At 28.0% G+C, this 23190-nt stretch carries 22 protein-coding genes; 14 read left to right on the plus strand and 8 right to left on the minus strand.

The window, feature by feature from the left end:
- Window positions 1–33: 33 nt before the first annotated feature.
- Genes DT059_RS03495 through DT059_RS03510 form a run of 4 tightly spaced genes read left to right on the plus strand, consistent with a single transcriptional unit; the run spans window position 34 to window position 3566 of the window.
- Window positions 34–1596: a lysine--tRNA ligase gene (locus DT059_RS03495; RefSeq protein ID WP_145596805.1), complete on the plus strand. Its 1563-nt coding sequence runs from the start codon at window positions 34–36 to the stop codon at window positions 1594–1596.
- Window positions 1596–2648, plus strand: a complete 1053-nt coding sequence (locus DT059_RS03500) for a quinone-dependent dihydroorotate dehydrogenase (RefSeq protein WP_145596807.1) — start codon at window positions 1596–1598, stop codon at window positions 2646–2648. The genes DT059_RS03495 and DT059_RS03500 overlap by 1 nt, the downstream gene beginning before the upstream one ends.
- A 52-nt stretch (window positions 2649–2700) precedes the next feature.
- Entirely contained in the window at window positions 2701–3012 is a 312-nt protein-coding gene (rpmB, locus tag DT059_RS03505; protein ID WP_023854682.1) for a 50S ribosomal protein L28, read from the plus strand.
- Entirely contained in the window at window positions 3012–3566 is a 555-nt protein-coding gene (locus tag DT059_RS03510; protein WP_145596809.1) for a queuosine precursor transporter, read from the plus strand. Before rpmB ends, DT059_RS03510 begins: the two co-directional genes overlap by 1 nt.
- On the opposite strand, the gene speB is transcribed toward DT059_RS03510, so the two are convergent.
- From speB to DT059_RS03525, 3 genes are read right to left on the minus strand one after another with little or no spacing between them, the layout of a single operon-like run.
- The gene (gene speB / locus DT059_RS03515) at window positions 3563–4438 is read right to left on the minus strand and encodes an agmatinase (protein ID WP_145596811.1); all 876 of its coding nucleotides are present in this window, start codon (window positions 4436–4438) and stop codon (window positions 3563–3565) included. The two genes, DT059_RS03510 and speB, sit on opposite strands and share 4 nt — an antisense overlap.
- A 2-nt stretch (window positions 4439–4440) precedes the next feature.
- Window positions 4441–5484: a 1,9-bis(guanidino)-5-aza-nonane synthase gene (locus DT059_RS03520; RefSeq protein WP_145596812.1), complete on the minus strand. Its 1044-nt coding sequence runs from the start codon at window positions 5482–5484 to the stop codon at window positions 4441–4443.
- The gene (locus DT059_RS03525; RefSeq protein ID WP_145596814.1) at window positions 5484–6668 is read right to left on the minus strand and encodes a type III PLP-dependent enzyme; all 1185 of its coding nucleotides are present in this window, start codon (window positions 6666–6668) and stop codon (window positions 5484–5486) included. Before DT059_RS03525 ends, DT059_RS03520 begins: the two co-directional genes overlap by 1 nt.
- Before the next feature lie 168 nt (window positions 6669–6836).
- Between DT059_RS03525 and DT059_RS03530 the strand changes: the two genes are divergently transcribed.
- On the plus strand, window positions 6837–7400 hold the full coding sequence (locus DT059_RS03530) for an ActR/PrrA/RegA family redox response regulator transcription factor (RefSeq protein WP_145596816.1): 564 nt from the start codon (window positions 6837–6839) through the stop codon (window positions 7398–7400).
- Here DT059_RS03530 and DT059_RS03535 read toward each other — a convergent pair.
- Window positions 7393–7944: a biotin transporter BioY gene (locus DT059_RS03535; RefSeq protein ID WP_145598039.1), complete on the minus strand. Its 552-nt coding sequence runs from the start codon at window positions 7942–7944 to the stop codon at window positions 7393–7395. The genes DT059_RS03530 and DT059_RS03535 overlap by 8 nt on opposite strands.
- 114 nt (window positions 7945–8058) lie before the next feature.
- On the opposite strand from DT059_RS03535, the gene polA reads away from it, so the two are divergent.
- From polA to DT059_RS03570, 7 genes are read left to right on the plus strand one after another with little or no spacing between them, the layout of a single operon-like run.
- Window positions 8059–10833 carry a DNA polymerase I gene (polA, locus tag DT059_RS03540; RefSeq protein WP_145596818.1) on the plus strand — a complete coding sequence of 925 codons (2775 nt, stop codon included), beginning with the start codon at window positions 8059–8061 and terminating at the stop codon, window positions 10831–10833.
- A gap of 50 nt (window positions 10834–10883) precedes the next feature.
- Complete coding sequence (locus DT059_RS03545; RefSeq protein WP_145596820.1) at window positions 10884–11591, plus strand: response regulator transcription factor; 708 nt, start codon at window positions 10884–10886, stop codon at window positions 11589–11591.
- Complete coding sequence (locus DT059_RS03550; protein WP_145596822.1) at window positions 11591–13132, plus strand: sensor histidine kinase; 1542 nt, start codon at window positions 11591–11593, stop codon at window positions 13130–13132. The genes DT059_RS03545 and DT059_RS03550 overlap by 1 nt, the downstream gene beginning before the upstream one ends.
- 42 nt (window positions 13133–13174) lie before the next feature.
- Window positions 13175–14461: an adenosylhomocysteinase gene (gene ahcY / locus DT059_RS03555; protein WP_145596824.1), complete on the plus strand. Its 1287-nt coding sequence runs from the start codon at window positions 13175–13177 to the stop codon at window positions 14459–14461.
- On the plus strand, window positions 14445–14894 hold the full coding sequence (gene tsaE, locus DT059_RS03560) for a tRNA (adenosine(37)-N6)-threonylcarbamoyltransferase complex ATPase subunit type 1 TsaE (RefSeq protein ID WP_145596826.1): 450 nt from the start codon (window positions 14445–14447) through the stop codon (window positions 14892–14894). The genes ahcY and tsaE overlap by 17 nt, the downstream gene beginning before the upstream one ends.
- Window positions 14895–14910: 16 nt before the next feature.
- The gene (locus tag DT059_RS03565; protein ID WP_240704625.1) at window positions 14911–15855 is read left to right on the plus strand and encodes a phosphotransferase; all 945 of its coding nucleotides are present in this window, start codon (window positions 14911–14913) and stop codon (window positions 15853–15855) included.
- 4 nt (window positions 15856–15859) lie between these two features.
- On the plus strand, window positions 15860–16549 hold the full coding sequence (locus DT059_RS03570; protein WP_145596829.1) for a sugar phosphate nucleotidyltransferase: 690 nt from the start codon (window positions 15860–15862) through the stop codon (window positions 16547–16549).
- On the opposite strand, the gene DT059_RS03575 is transcribed toward DT059_RS03570, so the two are convergent.
- Window positions 16527–17234: a 2,3-bisphosphoglycerate-dependent phosphoglycerate mutase gene (locus tag DT059_RS03575; RefSeq protein WP_145596831.1), complete on the minus strand. Its 708-nt coding sequence runs from the start codon at window positions 17232–17234 to the stop codon at window positions 16527–16529. The two genes, DT059_RS03570 and DT059_RS03575, sit on opposite strands and share 23 nt — an antisense overlap.
- Before the next feature lie 45 nt (window positions 17235–17279).
- On the opposite strand from DT059_RS03575, the gene DT059_RS03580 reads away from it, so the two are divergent.
- Both DT059_RS03580 and DT059_RS03585 read left to right on the plus strand, forming a co-directional pair.
- Window positions 17280–17675 carry a VanZ family protein gene (locus tag DT059_RS03580; RefSeq protein WP_145596833.1) on the plus strand — a complete coding sequence of 132 codons (396 nt, stop codon included), beginning with the start codon at window positions 17280–17282 and terminating at the stop codon, window positions 17673–17675.
- Window positions 17656–18255, plus strand: a complete 600-nt coding sequence (locus DT059_RS03585) for a transglycosylase SLT domain-containing protein (protein ID WP_145596835.1) — start codon at window positions 17656–17658, stop codon at window positions 18253–18255. Before DT059_RS03580 ends, DT059_RS03585 begins: the two co-directional genes overlap by 20 nt.
- Here the strand turns inward: DT059_RS03585 and DT059_RS03590 are convergent.
- Genes DT059_RS03590 through DT059_RS03600 form a run of 3 tightly spaced genes read right to left on the minus strand, consistent with a single transcriptional unit; the run spans window position 18252 to window position 23189 of the window.
- Window positions 18252–21374: an efflux RND transporter permease subunit gene (locus tag DT059_RS03590; RefSeq protein ID WP_145596837.1), complete on the minus strand. Its 3123-nt coding sequence runs from the start codon at window positions 21372–21374 to the stop codon at window positions 18252–18254. The two genes, DT059_RS03585 and DT059_RS03590, sit on opposite strands and share 4 nt — an antisense overlap.
- A 4-nt stretch (window positions 21375–21378) precedes the next feature.
- Complete coding sequence (locus tag DT059_RS03595; protein ID WP_145596839.1) at window positions 21379–22374, minus strand: efflux RND transporter periplasmic adaptor subunit; 996 nt, start codon at window positions 22372–22374, stop codon at window positions 21379–21381.
- The gene (locus tag DT059_RS03600; protein ID WP_145596841.1) at window positions 22371–23189 is read right to left on the minus strand and encodes a sulfurtransferase; all 819 of its coding nucleotides are present in this window, start codon (window positions 23187–23189) and stop codon (window positions 22371–22373) included. Before DT059_RS03600 ends, DT059_RS03595 begins: the two co-directional genes overlap by 4 nt.
- Window position 23190 lies beyond the last annotated feature (1 nt).

Raw genomic sequence — 23190 nt, forward strand, 5'->3', positions numbered from 1 at the left:
CGCCAATTTAAGATTTTTATAAAAGATATATTCGTGATTAAAAAAGAAATTTTAGACAAAACAAGTGCTTGGCCTTTCGTTGAAGCAAAAAAAATGCTTCGTGAGAGGAAATCGTTTATTGATAAAAAAGGTAAAATTACTCTTCAAACAGGATATGGTCCAAGTGGCCTTCCTCATATTGGAACATTTGGTGAAGTTGCAAGGACCTCAATGATGGTCAATGCTTTAAAGCAACTTACAGATCTTCCAACAGAGATAATTACTTTTTCTGATGATATGGATGGTTTAAGAAAAGTTCCTGATAATGTTCCTAATCAGGAATTACTACATAAAAATCTACATAAACCATTAACACAAGTTCCAGATCCATTTGAAAAATTTGCAAGTTTTGGAGAACATAATAATGAGATGTTAAAAGATTTTTTAAACAGTTTTAATTTTAAATATAGTTTTAAAAGCTCAACATCTTTATACAAAGGAGGTTTTTTCAACCCAACTTTAAAAATTATTTTAGAAAATTATGATGGCATAATGAATATTATACTTCCAACTTTAGGCAAAGAACGTCAACAAACTTACTGTCCTTTTTTACCTATTTGTCCAGATACAGGTCATGTTCTCGAAATTCCAGTTATAGAAATTGATAAAAAAAATTCTAAAATAATTTTTGATAATAAGGGTAAAAAATTAGAATCTAGTATTTTGGATGGAAATTGTAAATTACAATGGAAAGTTGATTGGGCAATGAGATGGTATGCTCTAGATATAGATTTTGAAATGTATGGAAAAGACCTTATTGAGAGTGCAATTTTATCAACTAAAATTATAAATTTAATTGGTAAAAAACATCCATCTGGATTTGCTTATGAATTATTTCTTGATGAAAAGGGTGAAAAAATTTCAAAATCTAAAGGAAATGGTATTACCATCGACCAGTGGTTAAAATATGCCTCACCTGAAAGCTTATCTTTATACATGTATCAAAATCCAAAAAGAGCAAAAAAACTTTATAAAGAAATAGTGCCTAAAGCTGTAGATGAGTACCTTGATAATATTGAAAAATCAAAAAAACAAACAGAACAACAATTAGTAATGAATCCTGTTTGGCATGTTCATAATGGTAATATTCCAAAAGAAGAAATGATTATGTCTTTTTCTATGTTGTTGAATTTAGTTGAAACAAGCAATGCTGATAACAAAGATTTATTATGGAAGTTTGTTAAAAAATATAAATCTAATATTCATGAAAAAAACTTTCCAATTTTTGATGGATTAGTTGGTTATGCAATTAAATATTTTAATGATGTTATTAAGTCTCAAAAAAAATATAAAAATCCATCTGAAAATGAAAAATTAGCTCTACAAGCTTTAGTCAAAAATTTAGAACAATGTAATGACCAAATGTCTCCAGAGGATATACAAACATTAATTTATTCAACTGGCAAAGAGAATGGGTATGCAGAAAACTTAAGAGATTGGTTTAAGTTAATTTATGAAGTGGTGTTCGGAGATGAAAATGGACCTAGAATGGGTTTTTTTATAAGTTTTTTCGGTGTTAACGAAACAAAAGAATTGATAATTAGTAAATTGAAATAATGTATTCAAATTTAAGATCTTTAATATTTAAAATAGATCCTGAAAGAGCACATTTTTTAGCAATTCAATCACTCAAACTCAATTTAGTTTCAAATATATTTGATGAAAACAAAAATGATCCCCTTTTAAAAACCAAATTATTTAATCAACATCTTGATAATCCTATCGGTATTGCAGCAGGTTTTGATAAGAATGCAGAGGTATATAACCCTTTATTTAAATTGGGTTTTGGATTTGTTGAAGTAGGTACGGTTACACCATTAAAACAATATGGAAATGAAAAACCAAGAGTATTTAGATTGGTAGAAGATCAAGCATTAATTAATAGATTAGGTTTTAATAACCATGGATCAGATACAATATTAAACAGAATAAAATCTAATAAAAAACTAGGTGTACTAGGTGTAAATGTAGGTCCAAACAAAGATTCTAATGATAGATTGAATGATTATTTAATTGGATTAGAAAAATTTTCTGAAGTTGCGGATTATATTACAATTAATATTTCTTCACCAAATACTGAAAATCTTAGAAATTTTCATGAAGAAAATAAATTGAAAGAGTTATTGAAATCTGTCTCAGAGAAAAAAAAACAATTAAAAACTGAAATTCCTATAGCTGTAAAGATTTCACCAGACATAAATGAAAATCAAATTGAATTAATTTCAGAAATACTTTTAGAAAATGAAATAAGTGCAATAATAATTTCAAACACATCTGAAGCTTCTCGGGAAACACTTCAAAATATACAGAGACATCAAAAAGGTGGTTTATCTGGAAAACCTATTGAAAAAAAATCAAATCTTTTAATAAGTAAATTTTACAATTTAATTAAAGGTAAAATTAAAATAATTGGAGTAGGTGGTGTTGACACTGGTAAAGCAGCTTATGAAAAGTTTTTATTAGGAGCAGATTATGTTCAGTTGTATACCGGCATGGTATTTCAAGGACCCAATATTGCTGGGATGATTAAAAAGGACCTAAAAGAATTACTAATAAGAGATGGTGTCAAAAATTTCACAGAAATTGTTGGAAATAAAACTGTTTCTTAAATGTATTAAACTTGACGCATTCAATATCTCCCCTTATATAGGCACTGTTATTATGTCAAAAAAATGTGAACTTACCGGTAAAATTCCTATGAAAGGTCATAATGTTAGTCACGCTAACAACAAGACTAAAAGAAGATTTTTACCTAATCTTAAAAAAGTAAAATTTACAAGTGAGCTTACTGGAAGAAGTTTAAAACTTACTGTAAGCAATTCAGGTGTAAGGTCAGTTGACAAAAAAGGTAGTTTTGATGAATTTTTAAAAACTGTAAAAAATAAAAATTTATCTCCAAGATTAAAAAAGTTAAAAAAAGTAGTTTTAATTAAATCCCCTTTTAAAAAGAAACCTGTAGCTAAATCAGCTTAATGAACAAATTATTTATCACCCTGTCTATAATGATGGGGGTTGTTGTGTTATCTTCTAATTATTTAGTTCAGTTTCCAATAAACTATTTTGGATTAAATGAGATTCTAACTTACGGAGCTTTTAGTTACCCAATAGCTTTTTTAATAACAGATTTAGCGAATAGATCGTATGGAAAATTATTAGCAAGACAAATTGTATATTTGGGCTTTTTAATAGGAATTATATTTACATTGATATTCTCAACTGATTTTGCAGATTTAATCTCTGTTAGAATTGCAATTGGATCAGGGGTTGCTTTTATCACCGCCCAATTATTAGACATTCAAATTTTTGATCGATTAAGAAAAAAAGAGTGGTTTGTTGCACCACTTACTTCATCTTTGATTGGATCAACAGTCGACACATTTTTATTTTTCTCAATATCATTTTATGCAACAGGAGTACCTTGGGTTACTTTATCTCTTGGAGATTTAGCAGTAAAAATTTTAGTTGCTATAATAATGTTGATACCATTCAGAATGTTATTAAAAATTATTAAACCAATTAAAGTTTAATATAAAAATTTATAAGACAAAATCTTATAAGCTAATTTTGCAACAAGAAAATTATAAGAATTAAATCCTTTAATCGGAGATAGTTCATTAATATCTGCACCAACAATTTTCGAGTTTTTAGCTGCAATTCTTATTATATCCAATGTTTCATCCCACAAAAGTCCTCCTGGTTCAGGTGTACCAGTTGCAGGCATAATGCTTGAATCAAGTCCGTCTACATCAAATGTAAGATAAACAGTTTTGTTTTTAATTAGTTTTTTAAATTTAGACAAATTCCATTTTTTTTTATCTTTTGCCCAAAAAATATTTATTCTTGAAGAATTCTTTTTTAAAAATGGGATTTCACTTTCAGAGATGTTTCTTATGCCAAACGAAATTAAAGAAACATTTTTATAATCCAGACACCTTCTAATTGCTGAGGCATGTGAAAATTTTTCACCATTATAGCTTTGACGTAAATCAGCATGAGCATCAAAATGCAAGAGACAAATATTTTTATATTTTTTTGTAAAAGGAACAATACATCCAGGGGTTATTGAATGCTCTCCACCCAAAGTCATTGGGAAAAGCTTTTTATCTAAAATCTCTTTATTAATCTTTGAGATTTTATTCAGAGCTTTTTGGATATTTTTATCAATTTTAAATGGTTTTAAAGTTTTAATACCTATTTTTTTATAAGGTTCGCAGTTAAGTTCTTCATCATATAGCTCAACTTGATGAGATGCTTTTATAATTTCTTTAGGCCCATTTCTTGTTCCTCCCCCATAACTAACAGTCTTTTCTAAACCAAATGGAACAATTACAGCTTTTTCTTTAAAGCTAAATTTATTATCAATTCCTAAAAATCCGTTTTTATTTGAGAGATATTTCAATTTTATTCAAAAATTTTTGTAAAGTTTTTTCTTGTTCTATTTTTCCACTCACCTTTATGATAAGCATCACTAGCAATTAATGGCAAAACACTAGTTGCTTCTGCAAACACCATCTGTTCTTTCGTAATATCTACTTTTCCCCACGAACTTGCTTCTTTTAATGTGGAGCTACTACAAGCACCGTCTCTACTATCAGCAACAGTAATTTGAACAGCATACTTATGCATGTCTACATCTTTTCCTAATAGTTCAGCACAAATAACAGTATCTTGAATAAAGTTTTTAGGCACACCACCACCAATCATAAATAATCCAGAACCTTTAGATTTGATTTTAATTTCAGTCAGTTCTCTAAATTCTCTAACCGAGTCTATTGTCATATGCTTTTTTGGATTTTGCTCTTGATGCATAACCAACCCAAATCCTGCGCTTGAGTCGGTAAAAGCAGGGCAGAAGATAGGAACATTATTGTCAAAAGCGGTTTCAATTAAAGAGTCTTTTTTTTTTGAGTTATTTTTTAAATATTTTCCCATTTCATAAATGAACTCTCTTGAAGTATAGCTTCTCACTTTTAAGTTATTTGCGATTTCACATATGATTTTATCACACATTTGAAGCTCTTCTTCATCTATGTAGGTATCGTAAATTCTATCAATATAGTTATTTCTAAGCTCAGTATCATCTTGAAATTGTGAACCTTGATAATGTTTAAAACCAAGAGCTTCAAAAAAATCCATATCTACTATTGATGCGCCAGTTGCAACAATTGCATCTACCATATTATATTTAACTAAATCTTTATAAATATTCATACATCCAGCTGCCGAAGTAGAACCTGCTAATGTGAGGAAAATTGTACAATCTTTATCTTTAAGCATCTCGTTGTAAATGTTAGCGGCATTTGCTGTTTCTCTAGAAACAAATGACATTTTTTCCATTGAGGATATAATTTTTCTACTATCAAAAGAAGTTATATCGATATGTTCAACAGGATTTTTTAAGAAATCTCTTTTGCTGTTATGACCTGGATTTTTTTGACCTGACATTAAGCTACCATGTTAGCTTTGTTAATGTCTTTATCATACATTGTCATTATTGGATTATCTTCAACTTCATAAATTTCATTTGAGTAATAACCATTAAATTCAGTTCTAAATGTCAATCCATATGCTCCAAGTTGACCAAGTTCAATATAATCATTTTCTTTAATATTATTTGGAAGCAAAAAAGGACCTTTCATATAATCCATGCTATCACATGTAGGTCCAAAGAAATCAAAAGCAGTTAATTTTTTTGAAATTATTTTATTAGAATTTTCTTTAATCATTCTAGATGGAAATACAATGTTTGGTGTACCAGCATCAAAAAGAGTACCATAGGTACCATCATTAATATAAAGCTTTTGTTTTTTTCTTAAATTAACTCTTACAACTGTTGAACCACTTTCTGCAACAATAGCTCTACCAGGCTCACAAATAATTTCAGGAAGTTTTTCAAGCTTTAAATTTTCTAAACTCTTATTTATTTCATTAAAATAACTATCTAAAGATTGTGGAATTAAGTCAGGATAGATTGTAGGGAAACCTCCACCTACATTAATGTAATCTGGAAAAATTTTTGTTTTTTTAATTATATTTCCAATTTCACTAATTCCTTTCGAATAAGAAATTGGATGCATACATTGTGAACCAACGTGAAAACTTAAACCAATCTTTTTGGCATGTTGTTTTACAAGTCTTAACAAACCAATTGCTTCTGATGTTAAAGCACCAAATTTTTTTGATAAATCAATTTCCGCATGTTCGTTTGAAACAGCAACTCTTACAAATAACTCTAAATCTTTAGCATTATTTGTACTTTCAATTATTTTAATTAGTTCATCTTTAGTATCTAATGAAAAAGTTTTTACACCATAATTAAAATATGCTTCTTTTATACTTTCTCTACTTTTAACAGTATGCATATAAGAGCATTTTGCTGTATTACTAAAAGTTCTAATATTTTTAATTTCCTCAATTGAAGCAACATCAAATTGCTCAACTCCACTTTCTATAATTGTTTTGATCACCTCAGGGTGTGGATTAGTTTTAACTGCATATAAAATTTTACCTGGAAATTCGTTTAGGAAAAATTTAACAGCAGATTTAATGGAATTCTTTCTAATACAGTAAACTGGTTTTTCAGGTTTCAGCTGATTTACTAATTCCTCAACTGATTTAAATTTTTGCATTTTAAATGCCTCCAAAAAAAATTTAATAAAAAAAAGTCTTTTTAAAAAAAAACTTTAATATTTTTTGGCATATAAAGTAAACAGCACTAAAGTAAAGCAAATAATTCAAGCCAGAAATGCGTAAAATTCATATATTGTAATATTTTGCAGAGACCCCATATAAGGATAATGAAAGAAGAGACAAAACTACAGAATCTTAGCGATTTTAAAAATAAGTCATTATTAATCGTGGATGACGATAATCCTTTCCGTGAGCGTTTAGCAAGAGCGATGGAAAAAAAAGGATTTGAGGTTTTTCAAGCTGAGAGTGTACAAAAGGGAGTTGAATCTGTAAAAATTAAAAAACCAGGTTTTGCTGTTGTAGACTTAAGGCTTGCAGATGGTAATGGACTTGAGGTTGTAAAAGAAATCCAGTCTTCAAATACTAATAGTAGGATCATCATGTTAACTGGTTATGGAAATATTCCAACGGCAGTAGCTGCAATCAAAGAAGGTGCCATTGATTATTTAGCTAAACCTGCTGATGCAGAAGATGTAGAGAAAGCATTATTGGCAGATCCTTCAAAAAAAGCGGCCCCACCAGAAAACCCGATGTCTGCTGATAGAGTTAAGTGGGAACATATACATAGAGTTTTCGAGTTATGTAATAGGAATGTTTCAGAAACAGCCAGAAGGCTTAAAATGCACAGAAGAACTCTTCAAAGAATTCTTTCTAAAAGATCACCTAGATAAATTTTTTAATTTTAATTACTTGTTTAGTCAAAAGAGCTAAAAGCATAATCTTAAAAATCTCAGCTAATAGAAACGGTTTTGCACCTAAAGCAAAAATTGGTTTATCCCATCCAATCAATGTTCCAAGCCAAATTAGACCCAAAATATAGATTGTTGAAGTTGCAATAATTAGCTTAAATAAAACAATGAAAAAATTATCATCAATCTTTATTTTAGAAGCTAAGTAACAAGCTGTTAAAAAACCAATTAAGTAACCCATAGTTGGTCCTGTAAAGTAAATTAATCCAACACCTTTTTCAGGAGAATTTGAAAATACAGGAAGCCCTGCAATTCCTTCAATTAAATACAGACCAATTGTAGCTAGTGCAATTTTATGCCCTAAACTTATTCCTAAAAATAATACAACAAATGTTTGCATAGTCATAGGAACTGGATAGAAAGGAATTTTGATCTTTGCAGATACAGTTAGTGCTATTGAACCAAGAAAAATAACAACCAGAGATTTAAATAGTTTAGCTTGCGTGAGATTTTTTGTTAATTCCATCATTAAATAATACTCAAAATATAAAAAATAATCTACTTATAATTGTTGAAATATTTGAAAGTAAATTTTTTTATATACAGAATATGTTATCATTATAATATTTAATAATACTTCATGAATAAAATTCAAAAAACAGATCATTTTTATTTGATTGATGGTTCTGGTTATATTTTTAGAGCTTATTATGCTTTGCCTCCATTGACTAGAAAAAGTGATGGACTTCCAACAGGCGCTGTAAGTGGTTTTTGCAGTATGTTATTTAAATTATTAGAGGACTCTAAATCTGATAATAACTTGCAAAAACCAACACATTTTGCAGTAATATTTGACTCAGCAAGAAAAACTTTCAGAAATGAAATTTATAGTGATTACAAAGCTAATAGGTCAGAGGCGCCTGATGATTTGGCCCCTCAATTTGAGTATATAAGAAAATCAGTACTAGCATTCAATTTACCATCTGTGGATCTTCCTAATTATGAAGCAGATGATTTAATAGCCACATATGTTGATCAAATCCTTAAAAAAGGTGCAAAAGTTACAATTGTCTCATCAGATAAAGATTTAATGCAGCTTTACAAAAAAGGGGTTCGAATTTTTGACCCCATGAAAAACAAATTTATAACCGAGGATGATGTCTTAAAAAAATTTGGAGTAGATGCTTCAAAAGTTATTGATGTGCAATCTTTAGCAGGAGATAGTAGTGATAATGTTCCTGGTGTTCCAGGGATAGGTGTTAAGACAGCTGCAGAGCTAATTAACAAATATGGCACTTTAGAAAATTTACTAAAATCTGCTAATGAGATTAAGCAAAATAAAAGAAGAGAAACATTAATAGAGAATAAGGATAAAGCATTAATAAGTAAAAAACTTGTAACACTAGATCATAACTCTCCTGTTGATAGAGAGTTAAGTGAATTTAAATTGCAAAATATAGATAAGGATAAATTATACAAATTTTTAAGAGAAATGGAATTTAACAGATTGTTAAGCTCTGCAATTTCTGCTTATGGAGAACCTGAGCTAGAAAGTAATAAGATTGTAACTCAAAATCTAGAAAAACAACAAACGATAAATAATAAAAATTATTATTTAATTAATAACTTAGACGAAATTGATAAATGGATAGAGGAGGCAGAAGAAGTTGGTGAAGTTGCTGTAGATACGGAAACCACCTCATTAGATCCTCACCAAGCAGATTTAGTGGGTATTTCTCTCTGTTCTAAAATTGGAAAAGCATGTTACATACCGGTTGGTCACAAGTCACCCAAGTGTCTAAAAAAAGATATAGTAATTAAAAAATTAAGAAAAATATTAGAAGATCCTAGTATAAAAAAAATAGGTCAAAATATAAAATTTGATTTTATCGTACTTTATAAGTGTGGAATAACGCTTTCATCAATGGAAGATACAATGCTGATGTCTTATGTCTTAGATGCAGGAAAAAATAGACATAATATGGATACTTTATCAGAAATTCATTTAGGACATAAACCTATTTCTTTTAAAGATATGGTAGGAACAGGCAAGAAAGAAATTAATTTTAGCGAGGTAGAATTAGATAAAGCAAAAGATTACGCTGCTGAAGATGCCGATATTACTTTTAGATTATACAAGAAATTTATCAAAAATTTAAAATCAGAAAAAATGATAAATATCTATGAAATTTTTGAAAAGCCATTAATTAAAATTCTTGCATTTATGGAAATAGAAGGAGTTGAAATTGATAGTAAGTTTTTAAAATCTCTTTCATCTAAATTCGAAAAAAAAATCCAAAAACTTGAAAAAGAAATATTTAAAATTTCTAAAAAAGAGTTCAATATCGCATCCCCAAAGCAATTAGGTGAAATAATTTATAATGACTTGAAAATAGCTGGTTTAAAAAAAACTAAAAAAGGAAGTTTTGCAACAAGTGCAAGTGTTTTAGAGGATTTAGCTTTTAAAGGTCACGAGTTTCCTAAATTAATTTTAGACTGGAGACAAGTTTCAAAATTAAAAAATACTTATTCAGATGCTTTACCAGAACATTTAAACCCAAATACAAAAAGAGTTCATACTTCGTTTTTGCTGGCTGCTACAACGACTGGAAGACTAGCATCTAGTGATCCCAATTTACAAAACATACCAATTAAATCAGAAGATGGAAAAGATATAAGAAAAGCTTTCACTGCAAAAAAAGGGCACCTATTAATTTCTGCAGATTATAATCAAATTGAGATGAGAATTTTAGCAGACCTAGCAGATGTAAAAGAACTGAAAAAAGCTTTTAAAAATAAAGAAGATATTCACTCTTTAACAGCCAGCCAAATATTTAATATTGATATTAAAAAAGTTAATCAAGATCACAGAAGAAAGGCTAAGGCTATTAATTTTGGAATTATTTATGGAATTTCGCAATATGGATTAGCTAAACAAATAAATGTTTCTAATTATGAAGCAGAGGAATTTTTGAATTCATATTTTGCTAAATTTCCAGAAATTAAAGTTTATATGGATAATACAATTAAATTTTGTAGGAAAAGTGGATATGTTAATAATATTTTTGGAAGAAGATCTCATTTTAATGGAATAAATGACAAAAACTTTAATGTCAGAAATTTTCAAGAACGTGCCGCAATTAATGCTCCTATTCAAGGTTCTGCCTCTGAAGTAATGAGATTAGCTATGATGAGATTAGATAAGAAATTATCAGAGGAAAAAAATTCTAATTCAAAAATGCTTTTACAAATTCATGATGAATTAATTTTTGAAATTCCAAAAAAAGACGAAAAAGTAATGATTAAATTAATTGAGAAAGAAATGACCAGTGTAGCTCAGAGTGATTATCATTCTTTTTCAACTCCTTTAACAGTTGATATTAATGTTGGAGATAATTGGGGTATGTTACATTAAATTTATAACATTGCCCAAATTAGGACAATTTAGTATTTTTAAACTACTTTATGCAAAAACAAACAATAGCTTTAATTGATGATGATAGAAATATTTTAACAAGTTTGAGTATCGCATTGGAAAAAGAGGGTTTTAAAGTTCAAACATACATTGATGGTGAAAGTGCATTAATCGGTTTGACCAGAATGCCACCTGATTTAGCAGTCATAGATATAAAGATGCCCAAGATGGATGGAGAAGAATTACTAAAAAAACTTCGAAAAAAAACTTCCTTACCAGTAATTTTTTTAACATCTAAAGATGATGAAATTGATGAGTTGTTAGGTCTAAAGCTGGGTGCGGATGATTTTGTAAAAAAATCAGGAGGTTTTTCCATAAAAGTTCTAATTGAACGAATTAGAGTGCAGTTAAGAAAAAAAGATTCAAATAATATTTTAGAGGAAAATAAAAACCTGATATCTCATGGAAGATTAAAATTACATCCATCACAACTCGAGTGTGAATGGAATGGAAAACCGTTGCCTGATAAATTGACAACAACTGAGTTTTTAATAGTTAAAGAATTAGCAAAGAGACCTGGTATAATTAAAGAAAGAGCTCAGCTTATGGATATAGCTTATCGAGAGGACACAGATATTGAGGATAGAACTATTGATAGTCATGTAAAACGAATTAGAAAAAAATTTAAAAAAGTAGATCCTGATTTTTCAGCTATTGAAACTAGGTATGGTAGTGGATATAGATGGAATGTTAGCTAATGTTTAGTAAATACTTAAAAACTCTTTCTATATTAAAGAAATTTTTATTTATAAATTTTGTTATTTTTACAATTATTGGACTATTTACATTCGTATATCTAAATAATATTCAGCCAAGTTTAATAAAAAAAAAATCTCAAAATCACTCAAACATTATTAACAACACAATTGATAATATTTTAAGGCTAGATGTAAAATTCCAATCTGATGATATTAGAAGATTTTTATTTTCTACAAGGTTTATTTTCCAAAATTTAGATAGAGTAATATTTTTTGATGATCAACTTAACCTTATTGGAGACACTGATACTTTAGATCTTGATCCAAGATCATTCTCTACACGACTTGATAAAATTGAATTTGAAAGTTTAGATAATGAGGAAATAGAAAAAACTATTGAGGAAAAAAATATAAAAATTGACGAAAAAAAATCTGTTTCATTCAAAGATATATTAAAAAATTATTCTAGTTCTGAAAATTTAGGGGCTACTTACACATTTATTCAAGAAGATTTTAATCAATTTAATGTAACAACTATTAAGAATGTTACAAAGAATGAGATTAATGTTGGTTATGTAGCTATTACAGAAAATGCTAATGAAATAAAGACAGCGATAGATGAGAGAAAAGCATTTGTAATAAGAACAGCTATATCTGTAGGATTTGTAATATTAATTTTTTCTTTTGTGTTAAGCAGATATTTTATTAAACCTATACAAAATCTCGTTGGATATACAATTCGCATTAAAGAAAAAAGTCAAGCCAAAACAGGTATTGAAAATCTTAAAAAAAGAAATGATGAATTGGGACTTTTATCAAATTCTTTAGAGGATATGACTAATGAGCTTCAAAATAGAGTTACGCATGCAGAAAATTTTTCTACAGATTTGGTTCATGAGATAAGAAATCCACTAGCATCTTTAAAAAGTGCATCAGAAATTTTACAAGACACAAATGATAGCGAACAAAGAAATAGATTATTAAATATACTTAGTCATGATGTACAAAGAATAGAAAGATTAATTACTGATTATTCACAAATGTTAAAGGATGAAGTTGCTTTAAGTAAAGAAAAAATGAAAAAAATTGATATTGAACCTATCATTCAATCAGTTGTTGATGATTATAATAACATTCATCAAGTGAAAAAAGGAATTAAAATTGAATATAAAAATGATGGAAAAGATAAATATTTAATAAATGGTATAGAAAACAGAATTGAACAAATTATTGCAAATTTATTAGATAATTCAATATCATTTAGTAAAGACGGTGCTAATGTTTTTGTTGATGTTTCTACGAATGAAAAAAATCAAATATCAATCAAAATTATTGATGAAGGACAAGGATTTAAAGAAAAAGACACATCAAGAATATTTAAAAGATTTTATAGTAATAGACCTGAAAAATTTGGAGAACATTCAGGTTTAGGTTTAAATATAGTTAAGAATTTGGTTGAATTACACGATGGTGAAATTGTAGCATCTAATCGTATTGATAAAGAAGGAGCTATGATTGAGATAAGATTTCCCAATGTTTAATCTTATGTTGATAAATAAAATCCTATATGTATAAAGCTTGCCATGGAAGATTATAAAGTAAAAGACATATCTCAAGCGAATTTTGGTAGGAAAGAAATTTCAATAGCAGAAAGTGAAATGCCTGGTTTAATGGCTTTAAGAGAGGAGTATTCTAAAGAAAAACCATTAAAGGGTGCAAGGATTATAGGATGTCTTCATATGACAATTCAAACTGCTGTATTAATAGAAACTTTAGTTGCATTAGGTGCTGAAGTAAGATGGTCTTCATGTAATATTTTTTCAACTCAAGATCATGCAGCTGCTGCAATTGCTAAGGTTGGAATCCCTGTTTATGCCTGGAAAGGTGAAACTGAAGAGGAATATTTATGGTGCATTAAACAAACTATAGTTGGAAAACCTGACTGGAAGCCTAACATGTTATTAGATGACGGTGGTGATTTAACAGCTATCATGCACAACGAATATCAGGATTTAATGAAAGATATTAAGGGTGTTTCAGAGGAGACTACCACTGGAATTAAAGCACTAAATAAAATGGAAAAAGATAATTCGCTTTTAGTTCCAGCAATAAACGTGAATGACTCTGTCACAAAATCAAAATTTGATAATTTATATGGATGCAGAGAAAGCTTAGTTGACGGAATAAGAAGAGCTACTGATGTAATGATGTCTGGAAAAATTGCAATTGTTGCTGGTTTTGGAGACGTTGGAAAAGGAAGTGCTGCATCTTTAAGACAAAGTGGAGCTAGAGTTTTAGTTACAGAAGCAGATCCAATTTGCGCTCTCCAAGCTGCAATGGAAGGTTATGAAGTGGTATTAATGGAGGAGGCTATAAGTAGAGCTGATATTGTTGTAACAGCAACAGGTAACAAAGACATTGTTACCGCAGATCATATGAGAGATATGAAAGATAGAGCAATTTTATGTAATATTGGTCACTTTGATAATGAAATACAAGTTGAAGCTCTTAGAAATTATAAGTGGACTGAAGTAAAACCTCAAGTGCATGAAATAGAGCTGCCAAGTGGTAAAAGAATTATTCTTTTAGCTGAAGGAAGATTAGTTAATCTTGGTTGTGCAACAGGACATCCAAGTTTTGTAATGAGTGCATCATTTACTAATCAAGTAATTGCTCAAATAGAACTATGGCATAATCATAAAAATTATGAGAATAAAGTTTACGTGCTTCCAAAACATTTAGATGAAAAAGTAGCAACTCTGCATTTAAAAAAGGTTGGGGCAAAACTAACAAAATTATCAAAAGAACAAGCGGATTATATAAGCGTTGGAACAGAAGGTCCTTTCAAACCAGATGCCTATCGCTATTAAAGATAGCACAATCGATATCACTTCAGAGAAGTTAACTAAAGAATTAGCTAAAGCATTTGTAAAACATCTTAAAGGTGGTGAGTTTATTTTTTTATATGGAGAGATGGGTGTTGGTAAAACAACCTTTATTAAATATTTTATAAATGAGTATCAAAAAATAAATAATTTGACACAAACAGAAATTACAAGCCCTACTTTTAGTTTATTAAATGAGTATCAGGTGAAAGATATAAGAATAAAACATTATGATTTATTTAGAATTAATAGGAAAGAAGATATCAATAATTTAGATATTTTTGAAAAAGATAATAAATTAATAACATTTATAGAATGGCCACAATTGATTGCTGATAAACAAGATATAAAATTTATAACTTTATCATTTAATTATTTAAATCAATTAAATGATAGAACTGTAGATATAAAAGTTTAAATTAAAACTTATTTTGATGAAAAGCTTAGCAAAATTGAAAAAAATAAAAGGGGACGCATCTTTTAGAGAATTTTATAGAAACAAAAAAAATAAATCCATTATTGTAGTATCTAAGAAAGAAAAGTTAAAAAATCTTTTAATTTACGATGCGATAAATAAAATTTTAATTAAAAATAAAATTTTATCACCAATTCTATTAAGTGAAAATTACATTAATAATTATATAGAAATAAATGACTTTGGAGATCAAACTTTGTTTCAAATTTTAAAAAAAAAAAAGAATAATAAATATGTCATTTTTAAAAAGATAATAAAAATTTTAAATAAAATACAATTAATAAAAGATAAAAAAGTAAAAAATTTTAAAAACAAATTATATAAAGTTCAAGAATATAATAACAAAATTTTGTTTGATGAAACTAAACTTTTTTGTGACTGGTATGCACCAAAGAAATTATCTAAATTTAAAAATATTAAATTTAAAAAGAAATTTAAATCAGAGGTAAAAAATTTATTGTCAAAATTAAATTACAAAAATGATACATTTGTTCATAGAGATTTTCATGTTTCAAATTTTATGTATCACAATAAAAAAATTGCAGTAATAGATAGTCAAGATGCACTAATTGGCAATAGAGCTTACGATTTAGCATCCTTAATTGACGACGTAAGATTAAAAACACCCAATGAATTAAAAGATAAAGTATTTAAGTTTTATGTCAAAACAAATCAAAAAATTGATTTAAAAAAATTTAAAAAAGATTTTGAAATTTTATCTGTTTTACGGAATTTAAAAATAATTGGTATATTTATGCGTTTAGCTGTTAGAGATAATAAAAAAAAATATCTTAAATTAATTCCTTACGCCTGGGAATTGATTAATTATAGAATTAAAAAGCAAAATGAATTCAATAATTTGATGTTGCTATTAAAAAATAATTTTCCAAAATTTATAAGGTAGAGTAGTGAGAATAAATACAGCTTTAATTTTATGTGCAGGTTTTGGTAAGAGATTAAACCCAATTACTTTAAATACTCCTAAACCCTTATTAGAGATTAAAGACGTAAGTATGCTGGAGAGATGTATTAATTTAATCAAAAAACTTGGTATTCAAAAAATCTTAATAAATACTTTTTATTTAAAAGATCAATTTTCAGTGTTTTTAAACAGTAAAAATTTTAATATTGATATCAAAATAATTGAGGATGGTGAGCATATTTTAGATACAGGAGGAGGTATTCAAAATATGATTAAAGACTCTAATGAAAAGGATTTTATGATTTTTAATCCAGATACAATCTGGAGTAATGACTATAAAGATGAGATATTAAAAATGGAAAAAATGTATTTTTCTGAAAAATTAGAAAACATTCTTCTTTTAGTAAATAAAAAATTTAGTTTTGATAAAAAGTTAAAAGGAGATTTTAATTTAAAAAATAAATTAATTAACAAAGAAGCTGATAAAGAATTTATTTTCATTGGATGTCAAATAATTAACAAAAAATTATTTATTAAAGAGAAAATAGAAAATTACTCAATTTTAGAAATTTGGAATAATTTATTAGATCAAAAAAAATTATTTGGTTATGAAAGCCAAAAAGATTTTTATCATTTAACTGATCTGGATATTTTTAAAAAACTAAAAGATCTTTAGCTCTTTCTTGATCAAGATATTTGCAATTAGAAATTTTGCTGTTTTCTAATTCTATTAAAAGTGGGTTTCCTGTTGGAATTTCAAGTTTAGATATCTCATTGTTATTTAAATTAAACAAATATTTGCAAAGAGCTCTAATGGAGTTTCCATGTGCAGAAATGAGAATATTTTCACTTGTTTTGTATTCTATCTCTTTGCTATAAAATTTTATTACTCTTTCATATGTATCTTTTAGTGACTCAGTGTTAGGAATATTTTCTAAAGGAATTTCTTTATAAGTTTCAATATTTAGCGGATGAAATGGATTTTTTTTATCTAAAGGGTCAGGTCTAAGATCCCAGGAACGTCTAAATTGATGAACTTTTTCTTCTCCAAGTTTTACTTTCATTTCATCTTTATTTAATCCTGTAAGAGCTCCATAATGTCTTTCATTTAATTCCCAGGCATTCTTAACTTTTTTAAAATCTTGTAATTCTTCCTGTATAATTTTTAAAGTATTTTTAGCTCTTAATTGAAAAGACGAGTAATACAGATTAATCTCAATTTTTTCTTGTTTTATTAATTTACCAGCTTTTTTTGCCTCTAATTTTCCATCTTCAGTTAGATCGACGTCGACCCATCCAGTAAATTTCTTTTTAAGGTTCCATACACTTTGACCATGTCTTATTAAAATTAAATAACTCATTTGTTTATCTTTTAAATCAATTTGATAAATAAAACTATATTATTAATGATTAATTATTTTTCGAAATATAAATTTATTTTTTATATATGCAATTTGATTTTAATTGTTTTGTATTTGTTTCCAGGTAGTTTGCTTGGCTGTTATGTTTATGATGATTGTAAAATCCAGCCTCAAATAACTGCAAACTTTATTGTTTCAACAAATCATTTGTACGCCTATATAGTGCTTTCAGTTATTGGTTTTCTAACTTACCGAAAAAGTAATCAATTCAATATTTTAAGTATATACTTAATATTTTTATCTATTGTGCTTGAAGTTTTACAATACTTTGTACCCAATAGAAGTTTTGAATTTTCAGATTTATTTGGAAATCTATCGGGTGTAATTATAGCTATAATTATATTTTATTTTTTTAAAAAAAATGAAAATTTTAAAAATTAATTATTTATTTATTTTAATAATTTTTATTTCAGGTTGCTCGTCTGTTCCAAAAAATACAGCAGATAGTTGTGCTATATTCACTGAAAGATATATGTGGTATAAACATGCAAAAAAAGCTGAAAAAAAATGGGGAACCCCAATTTATTTACAGCTTGCAATTATAAAAATGGAATCCAGTTTTGACTGGTTAGCAAAACCTGCTAGACAAAAATTATTTAAAGTAGTGCCTTATAAGAGACCATCAAGTTCTTTCGGGTATTCACAGGCTGTAAAAGGAACTTGGAAACAATATAAAGAAGAAACTGGGAATAAGCTTGCCGTCAGAACAAGATTTAAAGACAGTGTAGACTTTATTGGTTGGTATACCAATAAAACTGAAAAAATTTTAAAAATTTCAAAAAAAGATGCTTTTAAGCAGTATCTTGCTTATCATGAAGGGTGGGGTAACTTTAAAAATTATAAAAATAATAAAAAAGTAATTAATTTAGCAAAAAGAGTTGAGAAGCAATCAAATATTTATAAGCAACAATTATCAGAATGTAAAAATTTTTTATCAACTTCAAAATATATTATTTTTTAATTTAGCTGTTTTTTCAACTCAATATCAACTGCATCAATACGCTTAGTATTTTTTGCAAGAGCTAAATACATTGTTGGAGTAACATATAAAGTAAAGAAAGTTGAAATGATCATACCTCCTAAAATTGTAGAACCCACAGCTAATCTAGAGCCTTCACCTGCACCTGGGCCAATATTTCCAATAACCAATGGAAGCATTGCTATCATTGTACTAAGGGAGGTCATTATGATTGGTCGAATTCTAAGTTGGCAAGCTTTAATTATTGCATCCTGGATTTTAACACCGGTAGTTCTTATTTGGTTTGTGTAGTCTACAATCAAAATACTATTCTTTGTGGATATACCTATGAGTATTATTAAAGCTATTTGAGAAAAAATATTTACTGAACTATTTAAAAATAAAATAAATACTAAGCCACCAAATACGGCTAATGGTACCGTTAAAATAATAATAAATGGATGAACAAAAGAGTTAAATGTTGCTGCCATAACTAAATAAGCAGTTAACAAAGCAAGCGCAAAGATTAAGTATATTTCATTTGTTGTTTCTTTTAACTCTTCAGATTTTCCTTTCCAAGTGATTTGATTTTGAGGAGCAACTCTAATCATGACATCTTCAAGGTATTTTATTGCTTCTGTTAGAGTGTAATCTTCTGCAAGCGCAGCAGAAATTGTAACAGCTCTTTGACGATTATATCTTGGAAGTGCTTCAGCAGTGCCTTTTTCTTTAAATTCAACTAAACTTGCAACAGATACAAGTTTACCAGTTGTTTCAGATCTAACAAAAATTTTTGATAACCCATCTTTATCTCTTCTGTCTGCTAAATATTGCTGTAAAATAATTGGGTATTCTCTTCCCTCTTTACTAAAAGTTGTTACTCTTTTCCCTCCATAAAGAGTTTCTAAAGTTCTACCTATATTTTCTGTAGAAACTCCCAAATCATTTGCTCTATTTTTATTAGTGATTAATTTAACCTCAGGTTTATTTTTTGTATAATCACTTTCAATTCTAGACATGTTTCTATTTTTTCTTAATTCTCTTAAGACACTATTTTGAATTTCCTCTAATTCTTCGTAACTAGATCCATATATGACCATTTGAACAGGCTTATTATAACTAGATACTCTTATTGATTGTGGAGAAATTGGAAACGCAAAAGTTTCAGGTACAGAAACCACTTGTCCAATAGCTTCTCTTAATATTATTTGACTACTTTTTTCTCTATTTTTCCATTCATCAAGTAATGCAATAATTATAAAACTATTATAAGACGTTGCAGATCTTCCAAAACCAGGAACTCTCATTATTAGTCTTGCATATGGACTATCTTCTGCTTGTAATAATTTTAATATTCTTCCCTCAATTATTTGAGCTTTTTCTTGAGTATATTCAAATGAACTTCCTTCATCAGTTGACCCAATAATTAAATAAGCACCCCTATCTTCAATTGGTATCAATTCTTTTTTTGAAAAACTAAACAAATAAGCTGAAGCAGCAATAATTAAAATTATAAATATTGAAATAGTTTTTTGTTTATTCACCCAATATTTAAGGGAGTTTACATAAAATCCTGTAAAAGATTTAAATCCATTGTTGAATTTTTTTACAAAGAAATTGATTCTTTCTTTTTTGTTTAAAAATTTACTTCCTAGCATCGGAGATAATGTTAATGCCACAAAAGAAGATACAACAATTGAAAAAGATAAGGCTATTGCTGTTTCTTTAAACAAAGTTCCTGATATTCCTTTAATAAAAATTAAAGGTAAAAATACTGCTATAAGAATTAAAGTTGTTGCAATAATTGCAAATGTAATTTGTTTAGAACCCTTATAAGCAGCTACTAAAGGTGTTTCACCATTTTCAATTCTAGTATAGATCGCATCAGTCATTATCACAGAGTCATCAGTGATTATACCAATCGCTAGAATAAAACTTAGTAATACAAAAATATTAATCGATAGATCAAAAATATATAACCCCAGAAATGATCCAATAAGACTAACTGGTAAAGCAACCGCAGGAACTATCACTGCTTTAAGGTTACCTAAAAAAAGATAAATAATTAAAACAACTAATACAAACGCAATTACTAAACTTTTATATACTTCTTCTATTGCAGCACCAATATAGGTTGCTCTGTTAAATGCTATTTCTAACTTTAATCCATCAGGTAAGGATTTGTTAAGCTCTTTGATTTTAGTTTTTATTTGTTTAGAAAGCTCTACCGTAGATGCACCACTTTTGGCATAAATACCAATACCAACAGTTTTTAAATTTACTGCATTTTTTCTTTGTGCTTTAAATAAAGTTTTTTCTGAAACAGGTCCAAACTCTATATTGGCCACATCAGATAAAATGATAACTTTTTCTTTATTTTTCTTAAGTGGCAATTGTTTAATAGTATCAATATTAGAATAGGATTTATCAATGTTTAAAGTTAAGTCTTTGTTATTAGCTTCTAAGGTTCCAGCTGGAAGATTTATATTCTCATTTCTAAGAGCTCTTTCAACTTCTTGAATTGTAAGATCATTTGCAGCTAATTTTATTGGATCTATCCAAACTCTAACACTAAGCTCTCTCAATCCACCAACTAAAATTCGACCTACGTTTGGTACACTTGAGAATGCATCTATTAGATATCTTTCAGCATAATCTCCAAGATCTAAATCGTCCCAGGTAGGAGATGATAATGCTACCCACATAGTAGTTGTAAAACCTGCCGCTTGTTTTAAAATTTGAGGAGGGTTTGACTCACTTGGTAAATTATCCACAACTCTTGCAACTCTTTCTCTAATATCATTAGCAGCATCATCCAAATCAATGTCTGTGTTGAATTGAATATTAATCCTACTTCTTCCATTGAGAGAACTTGAGTCAATATTTTTGATACCCTCAGCTCCACCAATTACATCCTCTAATTTTTGAGTTATTTCTTCATCAACAATTTCAGCTGAAGCAGATTTATAATCGGTTTGAACTTGAACTACTGGAGGCTGTATACCATCAGGAAGTTCTCTTACTGGCAATTCTAAAAAGACAAAAATACCAAAAATAATTAATATTAAAGACATGACCCAAGCTACAACAGGTCGTTTAATACTAACTTCAGTTATATACATTTAATTATTTTTTCTCTTTATCTGATTTTTTAAAAATATTTTTCAGCCAATCAAATTTACCTTTTTTATCTTCAGCTTTTTTTGATTTATCTTTTTTACCCCAACTAGAGTTTCCTTGCTGTTTTTTAGCACCTTTCTCTATAGGTCTGATTGTTAAATTTGGTCTTACTTTTTTTGTTCCTTCTGCAACAATTTTATCTCCATTATTTAATCCATCTAATATTTCTACAAAGCCTAAGTATCTATCACCAATTGTTACCTTTGTTTTCATTACTTTATTTTTTTCATCTACTTTATAAATAAAAACATTTTCGCCCTCGACAATTGTACTAGTGTCAGGAGCACTTAAACCATTTCTTACATCATATTTAATTGATATTTCTAAAAATGAGCCAGGTAATATTTCACCTGATGAATTGTCCATCTTAATTCTTGTTGCTAAAGCTCTTGTATCTTCACTTATCCTGCTAGCAAAAGAGTCCACTTCACCTTTATAAATTTTATTTTTATATCCAGAAAATTTAATATCAACTGGCAGACCAACTTTAATAAAAGGTACAAAAATTTCAGGTATATCTACATCACAATATATTGAGCTATTATCTTCAACATTAATTAATATTGAAGATTTTGAAACCTCTATATCTTCTGAAAATTCTCTTTTTCCAATAACACCATCAAATTGTGCAATAACTTTTCGATTTTTAAGCTCAGCAATTACATCACCCTTCTTAACTTTTTGATTAAATTTTATAGGTTTTAATATTTCATATTTTTCAATTTTAAATGATTGTGTTTGAATTGGAGTTGCAGTCCCATAGGTACTAATAACATTTTCAAAAACTCTTTCTTGAGTAGTAGTAACTATTATTCCAGGAGGTGGTCTTTTACTGAATTTTTTTTTGAAATGATTTCCGATCATTGTTCTTCCAATAATCACTGTTGCAATTATTAGAAAAAAAATAATTACTATACTTGTTATTTTGGTAGATGTTTTCATAAGTTAATTTTTCCGTATTCGGCCCAAGAGCCATCGTAAATGGTCGGCATATATTTAGCATTTATTAAAGAATAAGCTAGTGCCAAAACACTTGCGGTTACCCCAGAACCACATGAAAATACAATGATTTTATCATGGTCAAATTTAAATGACTTAAACTTTTCAAGTATTTTGTCTTTACTAATGAAAGTGTGGTCTTCATTAATTAATTCAGAAAAGGGCAGGCAAAAAGAATTTTTTATAGAACCACTTCTAAGACCTTTCCTTGGTTCTGCAACTTTACCTTCAAATCTTTCTCTACTTCTTGCATCAACAACATTAAATTTTCTTGTTTCAATATTTTCATCTATTTGTTTTTTATTTTTAACAAGTTCTTTATTTTCTTTACATGTGTACTTAGAGGTTTGAGTGATCACTTTTTTGTTATCTGTAGATTTATTTTCTTTTTTCCATTTTTTTAATCCACCATCTAGAACATGAACTAGTTTAGGATCATGTCCATAATAAATTAAATTGTACCAACATCTACAAGAGCTAATAACATCAGAGTTATCATAAACTACTATTCGATCATTATTTTCTATACCCATGTTGTTCATTATTTTTTCCCAAGATTTACTGTCAGTAAGCATATGTGGTAAATCAGTATCTAATTTAGAATTTTTATCTAAATCAAAAAAAATAGCATTTGGAATATGTTCCTTTGTATATTCCTCAAAACCGTTTCTTTGAGTTTGAGGCATATGCCATGAGCAATCAATAATTTTTACTTTATCAATATTATTTTCTAACCAACTTGTATCAACTAATGACATT

The sequence above is a fragment of the Candidatus Pelagibacter sp. FZCC0015 genome (assembly GCF_007833635.1).
Classification (GTDB): domain Bacteria; phylum Pseudomonadota; class Alphaproteobacteria; order Pelagibacterales; family Pelagibacteraceae; genus Pelagibacter.